Source organism: Micromonospora sp. DT46 (genome assembly GCF_049841735.1).
Classification (GTDB): Bacteria; Actinomycetota; Actinomycetes; order Mycobacteriales; family Micromonosporaceae; genus Micromonospora; species Micromonospora reichwaldensis.
Map to the genome: position 1 here is coordinate 38,348 of NZ_JBNCKW010000017.1, position 13,235 is coordinate 51,582.

Here is a 13,235-nt window from a genome sequence, read left to right on the forward strand (position 1 = left end):
TCGACGGGGGCTTGGACCGGAGCCTCGGCAGCGACCGTCGCCGGGGTGAGCGTCGCCGGGACGGCCTTCTTCGCGGGCGTCGTCTTCCGGGCAGGCTCGGCCCTCGCGGCCGGTGTGGCCTTCTTCGCGGGTGTCGCCCTCTTCGCGGGCGCGGCCTTCCGGGCGGCTGTGGTCTTCCGAGCGGGTGCGCCCTTCGTTGCCGCCGGGGGCGCCGCGCCTTCCGCCGTTCCCGGCTCTGTGGCTTCCGCCGCCGTCGTGGCCGGCTCTGCGGCCTCCTTCGCCGCCGTCCCCGGCACTGCGGCCTCCTTCGCCGCCGTTCCCGGCTCTGCGGCCTCCGCCAGCGTCGTCGCGTCGACCTGGTCTGCCGCCTCCTTTGCTGTGGGCGGTCGCGTTGGCGCGGCCTTCTTCGCGACCGCCCTGTTCCCGGGCGCCTTGCGCATTGGGGCGGCGTTACCGCCAGAGGTCTGCGTGCCGGAGCCGGGCGGGCCCGCAGCGGTGGCGGACCCCGGCTGATCGCCGGCAGCGGTGGGCACGCCGTCGCCGGTGTGCGCGACGTCACTCCTGCCGGTCTCGTCCGCCTGGCCGAGCCGCTCCCGTGGTGCCTTTTCGGCAGCGCGGCCGGCTTGGCCGGGCTGCTTCCGTGGTGCCTGTTCCACCGTACGGTCGGCCTGGTCGGGCTGCTTTTGCGGTGCCTGTTCGGCCGTGCGGTCGGCCTGGCGGGGCAGCGGCGGATCGGCCGAGGGCGGTTGGAAGAGCACCGCAGGCGCCGGCTTCGCCCGCCGAGGGCGCTTCCCGGGATCCTCCGGCCCGGCCGGCTCCGGCGGCGCGGGGGGCGGACTGAAGGTCGCCTTCGGGGAGCGTCGGCGCGCTCCCTCAGCAGGCTCTCGGCGGGTCGGCTCGCGCGGCGGCTGCTCCTGCATATCGATGGAGCGTAGTCCTGATCACGCCCGTGCACAGCAGGGAAAGCCGAGGCCGGGGCGAGTCCCGGCCTGGTTCGGGACAGCCCGTTGCGTGGGCGGAGGGGCGCACCGGGGAAGTCGCTTTGCTCCTGATGGGTGAGGCCCTGTATCCTCGGGCGCGGTGGTCTGCAGGGCCACCAGGGAGACTTCGCCTAGTCTGGTCTATGGCGCCGCACTGCTAATGCGGTTGGGGTCTTAAAGCCCCTCCCGGGTTCGAATCCCGGAGTCTCCGCGCGAAAGCCGGGTGTGTAGACTGGCCAAGCACCGAGCGCCCGTAGCTCAACGGATAGAGCATCTGACTACGGATCAGAAGGTTAGGGGTTCGAGTCCCTTCGGGCGCACTTCACGATCAAGGCCGTGACCAGCGGAAACGCCGGTCACGGCCTTGATCGATTCTGCGGGTTGGGGCGGAGCGTCCCAGGAGTTGGATCTGGTGCTCCCTTGTCGCCGCGCTGTCCGGCGGGGGTCTCGTGCCGATCGGTGTTGGCCAGTGCGTTTGCCTGTCGGCTGGCCTGGATCATGGTCGGGGCGCCGGTGCCTCAGGGGGAACCGATATCCACTGTGGCCCAGCGTTGTGGATCCTGTGTGCCGAGGTGGAGGCCCCGGATGTCAGTCGCGGTCGACCTGGGCTGGCGCAGGGGGGCGAGCGGGGGTCGGAAAGACAGGGCCAGTTCAGAGCGTCGGGGACAGGTGCAGGAGACGGTTGGGCGAGCCGGCCCCCGGGTTGATCACGACCGGGCTGGCGACGCTGAACAGGTAGCTGGCCACCTGGGCCGGTGTCCAGGTCGGGTTGTTGCTGAGCACCCGAGCGGCGACGCCGGCGACGAGCGGCGCGGCGTGTGACGTGCCGCTGATCGTCTGGGTCGCGGTGGTCGAGTTCCACCAGGCCGACGTGATGCGATCGCCGGGAGCGAAGATGTCCAGGCAGGGACCGAAGTTCGACCAGCTTGCCCGGTTGTCGTTCGTCAACGTCGCGCCTACGGTCAGCGCGGCCGGCACCGACGCGGGTGAGACGGTGCAGGCGCTCACGTTCGAGTTGCCGGCCGGAACCGTTACCGTGATGCCGTCGGCGACCGCGTTCGTCACTGCGGTGTTGAGCGCGACGGTGGGGCTGGTCAGCACGCCGATGTTCGCCACAGCCGGCTGCCCGGCGAGGTGGTTGGCGATCATCCAGTTGATCCCGTTGATCAACATTGACAGCGTGCTCGGCAGGGCGCAGTCGAACACCTTGACCGCGACCGGCACAACGTTCTTGGCCGCCCCGTAGGTCGTCCCGCCGACGGTGCCGGCGACGTGGGTGCCGTGCCCGCTGCAGTCGTTGGCCGGGAGCGTGCCGTCGACGGCGTCGTAGCCGTACACCGCCTGGCCGCCGAAGTCGGCATGGCCGATCTGGATCCCGCTGTCCACGATGTACGCCCGGACGCCGGTCCCGACACTGGTGAAGTTGTAGGTGCCACTGAGTCCCAGCGGTGCGTCGATCCGGTCGAGGTTCCACGGCGCGTTCGTCTGGGTGGTGGCCAAGCTGGTCAGGCGGTCCTGCTCCACGACCGCTACCGCCGGGTCGGCGGCCAGCCGGCGGGCCACCAGCTCGGAGGTCCGCACGGAGAAGCCGTTCAGCGCGTCGCGCCAGACCTGGTCCGGGCGGAAGCCGTACCGGTCGGCGAGGCGGGACACGCCAGCCTGCCGATCGCCGACCGTGCCGCCGCTGTCCTTGAGGGTGACCACATAGCTGCCGGGCACGGCGGTGGCGTTGCCGGTGCCGAGGATCTCGCCGGTCGTCGTCCCGGACGGCGCCTCGGTGGCGGGTGCCGCAGTGGCCGGTCCGGCAGCCACGGTCAGGAGCAGGACCGTGGTGGCGAGCGTGGCCATGGCGGCCGTTCCGGCTCGACGCTCGCGGGCGAAGATCGTGTCGCGGTGGAGCCTCATCTCCCAGCCTCCCTTTGTTCCGGCCATTCCGGCGGGCGTACGACGCGCCGATTGAATGGTCCGAATGGTTTGCTGGATCGTACAGTCGATTTACGGCCGCATTCCATCGTGGAATCTATGAATCCAATTGATGGATGTCTTTTTCGGCGGGGAGTGAGAAGAGTCCTGGCTCGATGTATCAGGGCTGCTTCCGGGGCCTCGGCTGCTGCTGCCTGCGAGGCCGCAGGCGGCCTCGTCCTGGGCGCGGCCACGCCAGAAGCGACGCGCGAGGACTGACGGCTGCACAGCCATCCGTACAGCCAAGCGGCCGACATACGTGGGTGATGGGCGACGGCCACCGACGAGCCGAGCAGGTCAGGGGTTAGGGGTTCGAGTTCCTTCGGGCGCCCAGGCTCACGAGGGGCCGAGCTGCGGAAACGCGGCTCGGGCCCCTTCCCTGTCCCGGCGGCGACCTCAGAACGCGGTACGTCCGCGTAACCCCCGATTCCGCTGCCAGCCGTTGACATCGAAGCATTTCGTTGACACAGTCCGGGCCGATGGATGGTCCCGGGGGAGGCTGCGGTGTCGTTCCGATCCGTGCCCGCCGAGTGCGCCCTCGCGACGGCCTCAGCGGAGATCGCCCGGCTCGGCCTCACGGCGCGGGCGGCGGTTCTCGGCCCGGCCGCGTCGCCGATCATGCGCGTCACGCTGTTCCGGGACGGAGCACAGGTCGCCATCGGTGTGGGAAAGGGAGCTGGTCCCCAGGGCGAGGCGAGCGCGTACTTCGAGGCCCTGGAGCGCTATCTCATGTCGGCCCGGGACAACCGCCGATGGACCGCGGACGCCACCAGGCTGGTGCCGGCGAGCGTCGTGGCCGGGCAGTCCGCCCTGGAGCCCGACCTGGTCGTGCAGCGGTGGGCGGCGGAGTTTCCGGACTCCGTCGCGGCGTGTGCCTCCTACGGCGGGGTCCGTTATCCCACGTTCCTCACCGATCCGCGCTACTACCGGTGGCCGGTGGCGGGTGACGACGTCCGGCCGTACCGCAGTCTGCTGCGGTACTCGTCCAGCCTGGGCACCGCCGCAGGCGTCGACCTGGCAGAGGCCGTCTACCACGGCCTCTGCGAGCTGATCGAACACGACGGGCTCGGTCAGGCGCTTCTGCGCTGGTACGTCGCCGGAGTCCCGGACGTCGACCTCGTACCCGTCGGCGAACTGCCGGACGGATTGCGTTCGCTGCACGCGGATGCCGTACGGGCGGCCGGCGCACCCGTACACCTGCTCGACATCACGACGGACCTGGACGTGCCGGTGTACGTGGCGGTCAGCCCGGCGGCCAGCGGCGGGCCGACCCGGCTCGGGGCCGGCGCGTCGCTCTGGGCCTCCGACGCCGCGTCGCGTGCCCTCGGCGAGCTGATCCAGGTCTGTGCGCTCTCCGCATCCACCGCCGACTCGCCCGCGGTCCAGCGTCTGGCGGCCTGGCCGGCACTGCAACGGTGTGCCCTGATGCCACTCGACGAGCTGCTCTCCGGCCCCGTGCGGGCGGCGCCGCTACGCGCGGACATGGCCGGCGACGGCAGCCCGGGTTGGGGGCTGGAGCACGTCGGGCGGGCTCTGGCCCGACACGGCATCGGCTACCACGTGTGCGAGGTCGCGCCAGTCGGCTCACCGATCGCGGTGGCCACCACGATCGCCCCAGGGCTGGAGCGCTTCAGCCTGGTGCGGCACGGGGTGCCCGTCATCCCGACCGGGCGGGGGTGGCACCTGTGGCCGTCGCCGGATAGGGCGACGGTCACCCGACCAGATCCAGTTCGAACGAGATGAGGGACAACATGTCTGCTGGCGGCTCCTGCTTCCGCACCGGTGACGAGGACGGTGAGCTGATGGCTCGTCATTCTTCCCCGGGCGGCGGCACTCTGTGCTTCCACCCCGCCGACGAGAACGGTGAGCTGAAGGCTCGTCAGTCTCCCCCGGGCGGCACCCTGTGCTTCCACCCCGCTGACAAGGGCGACGAGCCGGTGGCCCGTAACGTCTGGCCCGGCGGTGGTGGCGGCGCCGCGTGCTTCCACCCGGGCGACGGGGACGGTGCGCCGACGGCTCGCCTCGCCGACGATCTGGCGGCGGACCTGCACCTCGCGCTGACCGGCATCGACGATCGGCAACTCGCCCTGCTGGGCTGACGCAGGCCGTGACACAGCGCACCGAGGCAGCCGGCGTCGAAGGACGCCGGCTGTTCCACCGTGACTTCTCCTTCTGGTACGTCGCCCGATCGATCTCGGTCGCCGGGACCGCTGCCAGCGCCGTCGCCCTGCCGCTGCTGGTCTACCGTACGAGCGCCTCCCCGACGCTGACGGCGGCGGTGGTCGGCCTCGAAGCCCTGCCGTACCTGTTGTTCGGGCTCTTCGCCGGCGCCGCCGCGGACCGCCTGCCGCGCAAGCGCATGATGATCACCGCCGACGTGTGCTGCGCTCTCCTGCTCGCCACCGTGCCGGTCGCCGCGCTGTTCGATGCGCTGCCCTCCTGGTACCTGCTCATCGTGGCGTTCGGCGTGGGCTGCGCCTTCTGCTGGTTCGACGCGGCAGCCTGGGGCACCTTCGTACGCATCGTCGGCAAGCCAGCGCTCACCCGGGCGAACAGCCTCATCTGGTCCACCGAGATCGTGCTGGAGATCGCCGCACCCGCCGCCGCCGGGCTCCTGGCCGCGATCGCCGACCCCACCCTGGTGCTGGCCGTCGACGCCGCCACCTATCTGGTGTCCGCCGCGCTGCTCGCCCAGATCCGGACCGGGTTGGAATCGGGGCCGACGGTGGCCCGCAGGCTGAGGGCCGAGATCGCCGAAGGAGTGCAACACCTCTGGCGAACGCCGGTCCTGCGTACGCTGACCGCCGCGGGCTTCGGCCTCAACGTCGCCGCCGGCGGCGTGCTGGGTCTGCTCGTCGTCCACGCCGACCAGGCTCTCGGCCTGCGCCCGGAGGACCAGCGCCTCGGCCTGCTCTACGCCGCCGCCGCGGTCGGCTCGCTGATCGCCGCCGTCCTTCTGCCCCGAGCCAGCCGGTGGGCCGGCCAGGGAACGGTGTCCATCGTGGGGCTCGTCATCTTCGTCGCGGCCCTCATCGGCCTGGCCGGCACCTCGGCGTTCACCCTGGCGCTGGCCGGATGGGCGATCTGGGCCGTGGCGCGCCTGACCGTGAACGCGAACGGCATCACCGTGCGCCAACTGCTCACCCCCGATGCGTTGCAGGGCCGCGTCAACACCACCGGGCGCATGCTGGCCTGGGGCGGCACTCCGTTCGGCGCCCTGATCGGCGGGCTGGCCGGGGACACCTACGGGGTCCGGGTCGCGTACCTGATGCTGGCTGTGCCCGTCGTGCTCAGCCTCGCCCTGGTCGTCGCCTCACCGGTGCGTGGCCTGCGCATCGCGGTCGACTAGCCCGGTACCCCGCGCGTCCACCGGTCACCGCGTGGCCAACCTCGTCAGGACGCCCACGAGCGTGACCAGGGCGATGACCTGCGTGATGGCCACCGCAGTCGTCAGACTTGCCGGCGAGAATTCGTACAGGAACCCGGCTGCGGCACCGCCGGCCAGCGCCCCCGCGCCCTGTACTGCGGCGAACACCCCGTACGCGGTCGCTCTGCGTTCCCGTGGCACGAGATCGGCGACCAGTGCCTTGACGGTGGAGTCCTGCACACCCACGGCGGCACCCCACAGCAGGACCCCGGCCGCTGCCAGCGGCAGCCCACCGCCGAACAGCAGGGCGGGCACGGCGGCGATCAGCGCCGGGAGCGCGATCAGCACCCGTGGGCCGATCCGGTCGTAGAGAGCGCCGGTGAGGAGGGCGGCAATCGCGCCGGCGGCCATCGCCGCCGCGTACATCAGCGGCACCGTCGCGGTCGCGACGACGCCCGCGCGGACGAGGTGGAAGCCGATCAGCCCGAAGGTCACCAGGCCGGCTGTGCACAGCGCCATCGCCGCCGCGAACCAGTGGAACATCGCCGGCAACGGCGTCCGCCGTACCGCCCGGGTGGCGGGCGGATCGGATGACGCCGAGGGGGTGCCGTCGGCCGGTGCGTTGCTCGCGGCCGGCACGTCGGTACGCGCCCGAACGGCGAGCAGCAACAGCATCGCGACGATGCCTGGCAGGGCAAGGACGGCCAGCGCCGGCCAGAGGGTCCCCGCGGCCATCGCGACGACCGCGGCGACGAGCAGCGGGCCGGCGAAAGCGCCGACCTGGTCGAGTGCCTTGTGGACGCCCAGCCCTCGACCCAACCCGACGCGGCTGGCGGCGTCGGCCAACAGCGCCGACTTGGCCGGACTGCGGACCGCCTTGCCCAACCGTTCGGCGAGGATCAACACGGCGGCGACGGCCAGGCCAGCGCCGCCCAACAGCGGCGTGAAGGCGAGCAGCGGTACGCAGACCGCGGTCAGGCCGTACCCGAAAAGGGTCAACGACCAGTACCGGCGGGTCCGGTCCGCAAGCGGCCCGGACACCAGCCGCAGCAGCAGTGCCGCCGCCTCACCGGCGCCGGTGACCAGCCCGACGACGACAGCGGACGCGCCCAGTGAGGCCAGCAGCGGCCCGTACACCGAGCGGGCGCCTTCGTACACCATGTCGGCGGCCAGGCTCACCACGCCGAACCCGACGACGACCCGCCACGCCGACCCGTCGCCTGCGGCCACACCTGTCCGGGACCGCAGTGGGCTGCGGATCAGCGTCCGCTTGCCTGCGGCGCCACCAGCGACATCCACTCCAGCCGCGTCATCCCCACGATCCACGTCCGAACGCACGTCGGCATTATCCGCAGCGGCTGGCGGCAGGAAGCAGGGCAGGTCTCGGGTGGCCGCCCCGGAGCCTCTCGTCGTAGGCCGTCGTTGGCCGGTGCGGCCCTGTGCCGCGTACGCCCGATGAGCGGTCGACGGGCGGTGACGGCCGTCGCGACCGATACTTGGTCGATGACCAACCCTGATCTCGACCCGGAGCTGTATCCACCGCTCGATCCTCGGGAGCCCGTGCCCGACGACGCGGCGCAACTACTTCCCGATACGCCCGACGAGCTGCCGGAAGCACCCGCCGAACCGCTTCCGGACGACGGTGACCAGTCCGGCGGGGTCCGCGAACCGGCCTGATCGGCCGCGCGGGCCGGAGGCCACCGGGACGCGGGAGAAGTGCCCGTCCACCGCTTCGGCCTGATGCCGCTCCGAACGACGGACGCGGATCGGCGACGGTGACGGTGGCGCGTGGCGAGCCGCGTACGGCACTACATCCAGATGTACTCCTCAGCAATGGCCCCGTCCCGCCACTTTGCCACCGTCACCATCCGGCCGCCGTCTTCGAACTCGCCCACCACGCAGGTCCACTCCCCCGATCCGAAACCGATGGGGTGCGACTTGATCTGCGGTGGCTCGCCACCGTTCTGCTGGGTGAACGCCACCATCGCGTCGATGTGCTCCTGGACGCCCCGGGTCTGCGGTTGTCCTTTCATGTCCACCAGCACGTCGTCAGTGTGATGGTGGGCGAAAACGCCGTTCCAGTCCGCCGAATTCCAACCCTTGAAGTCGAGATCGTCCATTCCCTTCAGGTTGCGGGTGACTTGGTCGTCGGTCATGACACGACCCCCTCCACGAGTGGCGATAACGTCTTCAGGCGAGGCTACAGCGATCCACGGAAAGCGTCGTCGGATCGCCAATTCGCCGCGTCACGTGCGAGGGCCGTGGGAGGATGGCGACGCGATGCGCTGCGGGCGCAGCTTCTTTCTGAATCACCGACCATTTGTTGAGGAAGCTTCATGGCGCACATCTCGATCATCGGTGCCGGCAACATGGGACAGGCCATCACCGCCGCTCTCACCAGGGACGACAACGTGGTCGATCTGCTCGGCAAGGAGGATGCCGACAAGCCGGTCGACGGCGACATCGTCGTGCTCGCGGTGCCCTACCCAGCCGTGGATCAGGTGCTGGCCCAGCGCCCCGGCCAATTCGACAACAAGATCGTCGTCGACATCACCAACCCGCTGAACTTCGAAACCTTCGACTCCCTGACCGTCCCTGCCGACTCCTCGGCGGCCGAGGAGATCGCCGCCAAGCTGCCGAACTCCCGACTGCTCAAGGCATTCAACACCACGTTCGCCGGTACCCTCGCCGAGGGAACCGTCGGCCCGCTGACCACCACGGTTCTGATCGCCGGTGACGACGCAGACGCCAAGGCGACCCTCGCTGGCGTGGTCACCGCCAGTGGCCTGAAGGCGATCGACGCCGGCTCGCTCAAGCGCGCTCGGGAGATGGAGGCTCTCGGCTTCCTGCAGATAGGCCTGGCGTCAAATGAGAAGGTCCCCTGGTCCGGCGGATTCGGTATCGTCGACTGACCCACAATTCACGAACGTCAATTGTTTGTCTGTCCTTCGCGGACATTTGGCTGCTCGGTGTCTGCTCGTCCGACGAGCGATCCCTACCCCGTCGCGTCCGCCGAGGCGTCCCTGGCCGCGCTGCGTCTCGACACCGCGATCCTCGGCTGTTGCGGCCTGACCGCCGACGGGCTGACCGCCTACGACCTCGCCGACGCCGCCATGAAACGGGCGATCATCGCCTCGGCCCATCGCGTCATCGTGGTCGCCGACCCCGCCAAGTTCGCACGTACGGCCCTGGCGTTCGTGGCGCCCATATCCGCGATCAGCATGGTCGTCACCACCGACGACGTGGCCGAGGACGACGCGAACGCACTCGTTGCCGCCGGCACGATCGTCCACCAGGCGTGACCGTCATGCCCGACGTCATCCTGTTCGATCTGTTCGGCGTCATCGCCTGCCACCGCCGCCGAACGCCTCGGCCTGCACACGCACCAGTTCACCGAGCCTGCCGCGACGGCCCAGGCGATCAGCCGGGCGCAACCAGGGTGGCCGAGGTTCGACGCCAGGCTCTAGCAGGCCAGACGATGCTGGGCTGGTGCGCGGTTCGATCCACGTTCTTGATGTAGGGGCCGCCAGCGTCCGGCGTTGCCGTATGCAACAAACCTGCACGTCTCCGCACTTGCCTCGCGGGCAAGCGCTTTCCTAGCCTGTGTTTCATCGATGTTTCGATCCCTGGCCGGGCTGAGGGTACGGACACGAAGCCGCATGCGGTGTCGGGCTGTGCAGGCAGTGCCCCGCACCGTGCTCACTCCTGAGGAGTCCAACAGTGCGAACCACAGTGCGACACAAGCTTCTTGCCGGCGGCACCGCCGTGGCTGCCGCAGCCGCGCTCGCCGCGGCGCTGCCGATGACCCAGGCGTCGGGTGCGACTGGCGACCCCAGTCCCGCATCGGTCGGCGCCAACGCGACCAACCTCAGCCTCGGAGCCGGCTCCGACGGCTCCAGCAAGGCCAGCGGCACCAGCTACGGCAACGTGCTCGACGGCAGCATGAGCACCTACTGGTCACCTGCCGGCTCGACCGGCCGCGTCTCGATCAAGTGGGGCACCGCCACCACGGTGGCCTCGATCAACATTCGGGAGGCGGCCGGCGCCGTCGGGGTCATCGGCTCCTGGAGGGTCGTCAACAACGACACCGGCGCCACCCTGGCCAGCGGCAACGGGGCCGGGGTCATCAACTTCGCCGCCACGTCGCTGCGCAAGATCAATTTTGAGATCACCGGTGCGACCGGTACGCCGAGGATCGCCGAGTTCGAGACGTACGCCTCGGGCGGGACCACCCCGCCGCCGACGACTCCGCCGCCGACCACGCCGCCGCCCACCACACCCCCGCCGACCACGCCGCCGCCGACCACACCCCCGCCGACCACCCCGCCGCCGTCGAGCGGCACGCTGTACGTGGCACCGACCGGCACCGACAGCGCGTCCGGCACGGAGGCGAACCCGACGACGCTCACCTCCGCGATCACCCGGATCGCCGCCGGCGGCACGATCTACCTGCGCGGCGGCACCTACCGCTACTCGCAGACCATCACCATCGGCCAGGGCAACAACGGCACGTCGAGCGCGCGCAAGAACATCTTCGCCTACCCGGGCGAGACCCCGATCCTGAACTTCTCGGCCCAGAGTGAGGACCCGGCGAACCGTGGCCTCGCGTTGGGCGGATCGTACTGGCACATCCGCGGCATCGTCGTCGAGCGGGCCGGGGACAACGGCATCCTGCTCGCCGGAAACAACAACATCATCGAGCGTACGGTGACCCGCCACAACCGGGACTCGGGGCTCCAGCTCTCGCGGCTGGTGGCCAACGCGCCCCGCGACCAGTGGCCGTCCAACAACCTCGTGGTCAGCACCGTGTCGCACGACAACGTCGACTCCGACGGTGAGGACGCCGACGGTTTCGCCCCGAAGCTCACCGTCGGCCCCGGCAACGTCTTCCGCTACACCGTGGCCCACAACAACATCGACGACGGCTACGACCTCTACACGAAGAGCGACACCGGGGCCATCGGCGCGGTGACCATCGAGTCCTCTCTCGCCTACAACAACGGCACCCTGAGCAACGGTGGCCAGGCCGGGGCCGGCGACCGCAACGGCTACAAGCTCGGTGGCGAGGACATCGGGGTGAACCACATCGTCCGGGGCAACATCGCCTACGACAACGGCAAGCACGGTTTCACCTACAACCGCAATCTGGGCAGCATGCAGGTGTCGAACAACGCCAGCATCGGCAACACCGAGCGCAACTTCACCTTCGACGGCGGCTCCTCGGTGTTCCGGAACAACACCTCGTGCGACAGCGGCTCGAACGACAAGATCGTCGGCAACTCCGACAGCTCGAACCAGTTCTGGTCCGGCAGCAACGGATCCCGGTGCGCCCAGTACTCCGGCGCCCTGGGCTGGTCCTTCGCGTCCGACGGTCGCCTCGTGGTGACCTTCGGCGGCAGGGTCGTCACGCCGTAACGAACGGTACGACGCCGGCGTCACCGCAGCGGTGACGCCGGCGTTCCGTCCGGTGCGGCCCGGCCGTGGCCGGGCTCGACCGGGGGAGTGTGTCGTGCGGGTGGTCCCCGCCAGGAACCCGTCGGCGCGACCGACGACACCGTGCCGGTAGGTAGGCATCGATATGTTTACATGCCTTCATCAATTCGTGTATGAAGGCTGCAAGCACGTCTGGGTGCTGGTTCCTCGGGAGGAGCGACGATGAAACATGCCATGCGCCGCCTACGAACGGCGGCGGTCGCGCTGGGCGCCTGCACACTCGGGCTGAGTCTGATGTCGGCACCCGCCGCCGAGGCGTACTCGGTGCAACCTCTCGCGCCGCAATCCGAACGGGCACCCGAATCGGAGCAGTTCTCGGCCGAGGGCGTCACCACGGTCGGTGAACTCCGCACCGTCGCCGGCACGCTCTCCTCCGCCGGCGACGGCCGGACGCAGGTCATCCGGCACCCCGGCGCGTCGTACGTCAAGGTGCACTTCAGCGCGCTGCGGCTGGCCCACGGCGACTACGTCACCGTGGCGAGCCCCGACGGCCGGGAGAGCTACCGGTACGACCGCTACCTGAACCGAGCGACCGGCGCGGACTACACCACCGACGGACAGCCGGGCTTCTGGGCGATGTCGGTGGAGGGCGACACCGCGGTGGTGACGATGCACAGCAGCCGCGCCTCCCGTGGCAACGTCGCGACCATCGACCGGTTCTGGCGCGGCTACGACCGCGCGGAGATCGCGCAGCACAACTTCTCCACGCAGTCCGTGTGCAGCACCGACGCCCGCCGCGACGTGGTCTGCTACCAGAACAGCCACCCCACCGAGTACGCCCGCGGCAGGGCGGTGGCGCGGCTGCTGATCAGCGGCGGCGGTATGTGCACCACCTGGCGGGTCGGCAACACCAACCGCATGCTGACCAACAAACACTGCTTCTCGACGCAGGCCGCCGTCACCGGCAGCGAGATGCAGTTCAACTACCAGTGCGCCACCTGCGGCGGCTCGAACCCCGGCGCCGGCACCAAGGTGAGCGGGGCGACCCTCTACAAGGTGAGCAGCGGCGGCTCCAGCGAACTGGACTACGCCCTGTACTCGGTGAACAACTTCACCAGCATCCAGAGCTTCGGCACGCTGTACCTGGCGACGACCGCCACCACCACCGGCACGCGGATGTACATCCCAGGGCACGGCGACGGCAGCCCGAAGCGACTGTCGATCTTCGAGGACACCCAGAACGGTGCGAACTGCACCGTGAAGAACGCGAACTACAACGCCTCGAACATCAGCTACAGCTGCGACACCTCCGGCGGCAACTCGGGCTCGCCGGTGCTGAACGCCAGCCACCGGGTGATCGCCCTGCACCACCTCGGCGGCTGCCCGTCGAACCAGGGCGCGAAGGCGCACCTGATCTACAACCAGATCGCCAGCCTGATCGACAACAACGGCTGACGACGACTGACGGCGGGCCGTCGGGGTGCGACACGCAC

11 protein-coding genes, 2 tRNA genes and 1 pseudogene are annotated in these 13,235 nt (G+C 70.1%); 11 read left to right on the top strand and 3 right to left on the bottom strand.

Translation table 11 applies throughout. From position 1 onward, the window contains the following. Nucleotides 1–45: 45 nt before the first annotated feature. The 3 genes from ACLQ20_RS30845 to ACLQ20_RS30855 all read left to right on the top strand — a co-directional run bounded on the left by ACLQ20_RS30845 (nt 46) and on the right by ACLQ20_RS30855 (nt 1,300). On the top strand, nt 46–513 hold the full coding sequence (locus ACLQ20_RS30845; protein ID WP_425858318.1) for a hypothetical protein: 468 nt from the start codon (nt 46–48) through the stop codon (nt 511–513). 587 nt (nt 514–1,100) lie between these two features. Next, nucleotides 1,101–1,191, top strand: a tRNA-Ser gene (locus ACLQ20_RS30850). 36 nt (nt 1,192–1,227) lie between these two features. Next, nucleotides 1,228–1,300: transfer RNA gene (locus tag ACLQ20_RS30855), tRNA-Arg, on the top strand. A gap of 331 nt (nt 1,301–1,631) precedes the next feature. Here ACLQ20_RS30855 and ACLQ20_RS30860 read toward each other — a convergent pair. After that, nucleotides 1,632–2,885 carry a S8 family peptidase gene (locus tag ACLQ20_RS30860; protein WP_327029951.1) on the bottom strand — a complete coding sequence of 418 codons (1,254 nt, stop codon included), beginning with the start codon at nt 2,883–2,885 and terminating at the stop codon, nt 1,632–1,634. A 561-nt stretch (nt 2,886–3,446) separates the two neighbouring features. Between ACLQ20_RS30860 and ACLQ20_RS30865 the strand changes: the two genes are divergently transcribed. Genes ACLQ20_RS30865 through ACLQ20_RS30875 form a run of 3 tightly spaced genes read left to right on the top strand, consistent with a single transcriptional unit; the run spans nt 3,447 to nt 6,291 of the window. Beyond that, nucleotides 3,447–4,685 carry a YcaO-like family protein gene (locus tag ACLQ20_RS30865; protein ID WP_192581331.1) on the top strand — a complete coding sequence of 413 codons (1,239 nt, stop codon included), beginning with the start codon at nt 3,447–3,449 and terminating at the stop codon, nt 4,683–4,685. A gap of 59 nt (nt 4,686–4,744) precedes the next feature. Continuing rightward, nucleotides 4,745–5,041, top strand: coding sequence for a hypothetical protein (locus tag ACLQ20_RS30870; protein WP_425858319.1), 297 nt, complete (start codon nt 4,745–4,747; stop codon nt 5,039–5,041). Between the two features lie 8 nt (nt 5,042–5,049). After that, entirely contained in the window at nt 5,050–6,291 is a 1,242-nt protein-coding gene (locus ACLQ20_RS30875) for an MFS transporter (RefSeq protein ID WP_192581333.1), read from the top strand. A 24-nt stretch (nt 6,292–6,315) separates the two neighbouring features. Here the strand turns inward: ACLQ20_RS30875 and ACLQ20_RS30880 are convergent, their stop codons facing one another. Next, on the bottom strand, nt 6,316–7,470 hold the full coding sequence (locus tag ACLQ20_RS30880) for an MFS transporter (protein ID WP_151453799.1): 1,155 nt from the start codon (nt 7,468–7,470) through the stop codon (nt 6,316–6,318). A 294-nt stretch (nt 7,471–7,764) separates the two neighbouring features. Between ACLQ20_RS30880 and ACLQ20_RS30885 the strand changes: the two genes are divergently transcribed. Next, nucleotides 7,765–7,986 carry a hypothetical protein gene (locus ACLQ20_RS30885; RefSeq protein ID WP_425858320.1) on the top strand — a complete coding sequence of 74 codons (222 nt, stop codon included), beginning with the start codon at nt 7,765–7,767 and terminating at the stop codon, nt 7,984–7,986. 131 nt (nt 7,987–8,117) lie between these two features. Here ACLQ20_RS30885 and ACLQ20_RS30890 read toward each other — a convergent pair whose 3' ends face one another. Further along, entirely contained in the window at nt 8,118–8,465 is a 348-nt protein-coding gene (locus tag ACLQ20_RS30890; protein ID WP_151453793.1) for a hypothetical protein, read from the bottom strand. A 180-nt stretch (nt 8,466–8,645) separates the two neighbouring features. Between ACLQ20_RS30890 and ACLQ20_RS30895 the strand changes: the two genes are divergently transcribed. The 4 genes and pseudogenes from ACLQ20_RS30895 to ACLQ20_RS30910 all read left to right on the top strand — a co-directional run bounded on the left by ACLQ20_RS30895 (nt 8,646) and on the right by ACLQ20_RS30910 (nt 13,197). After that, nucleotides 8,646–9,221, top strand: a complete 576-nt coding sequence (locus ACLQ20_RS30895) for an NADPH-dependent F420 reductase (RefSeq protein ID WP_151453794.1) — start codon at nt 8,646–8,648, stop codon at nt 9,219–9,221. 99 nt (nt 9,222–9,320) lie between these two features. Next, nucleotides 9,321–9,611: pseudogene (locus ACLQ20_RS30900) on the top strand (decarboxylase); the annotation flags it as partial. Between the two features lie 418 nt (nt 9,612–10,029). Further along, nucleotides 10,030–11,724 carry a cellulose-binding protein gene (locus ACLQ20_RS30905; RefSeq protein WP_425858321.1) on the top strand — a complete coding sequence of 565 codons (1,695 nt, stop codon included), beginning with the start codon at nt 10,030–10,032 and terminating at the stop codon, nt 11,722–11,724. A 240-nt stretch (nt 11,725–11,964) separates the two neighbouring features. Beyond that, nucleotides 11,965–13,197, top strand: a complete 1,233-nt coding sequence (locus ACLQ20_RS30910; RefSeq protein ID WP_151454813.1) for a trypsin-like serine peptidase — start codon at nt 11,965–11,967, stop codon at nt 13,195–13,197. Nucleotides 13,198–13,235: the final 38 nt, after the last annotated feature.

What these genes read in the sequence shown, in the direction of transcription:
- ACLQ20_RS30860 (WP_327029951.1), bottom strand. Translation starts at nt 2,885, where the DNA reads ATGAGGCTCCACCGCGACACGATCTTCGCCCGCGAGCGTCGAGCCGGA.
- ACLQ20_RS30870 (WP_425858319.1), top strand. Translation starts at nt 4,745, where the DNA reads ATGGCTCGTCATTCTTCCCCGGGCGGCGGCACTCTGTGCTTCCACCCC.
- ACLQ20_RS30880 (WP_151453799.1), bottom strand. Translation starts at nt 7,470, where the DNA reads ATGGTGTACGAAGGCGCCCGCTCGGTGTACGGGCCGCTGCTGGCCTCA.
- ACLQ20_RS30885 (WP_425858320.1), top strand. Translation starts at nt 7,765, where the DNA reads ATGAGCGGTCGACGGGCGGTGACGGCCGTCGCGACCGATACTTGGTCG.
- ACLQ20_RS30890 (WP_151453793.1), bottom strand. Translation starts at nt 8,465, where the DNA reads ATGACCGACGACCAAGTCACCCGCAACCTGAAGGGAATGGACGATCTC.
- ACLQ20_RS30895 (WP_151453794.1), top strand. Translation starts at nt 8,646, where the DNA reads ATGGCGCACATCTCGATCATCGGTGCCGGCAACATGGGACAGGCCATC.
- ACLQ20_RS30910 (WP_151454813.1), top strand. Translation starts at nt 11,965, where the DNA reads ATGAAACATGCCATGCGCCGCCTACGAACGGCGGCGGTCGCGCTGGGC.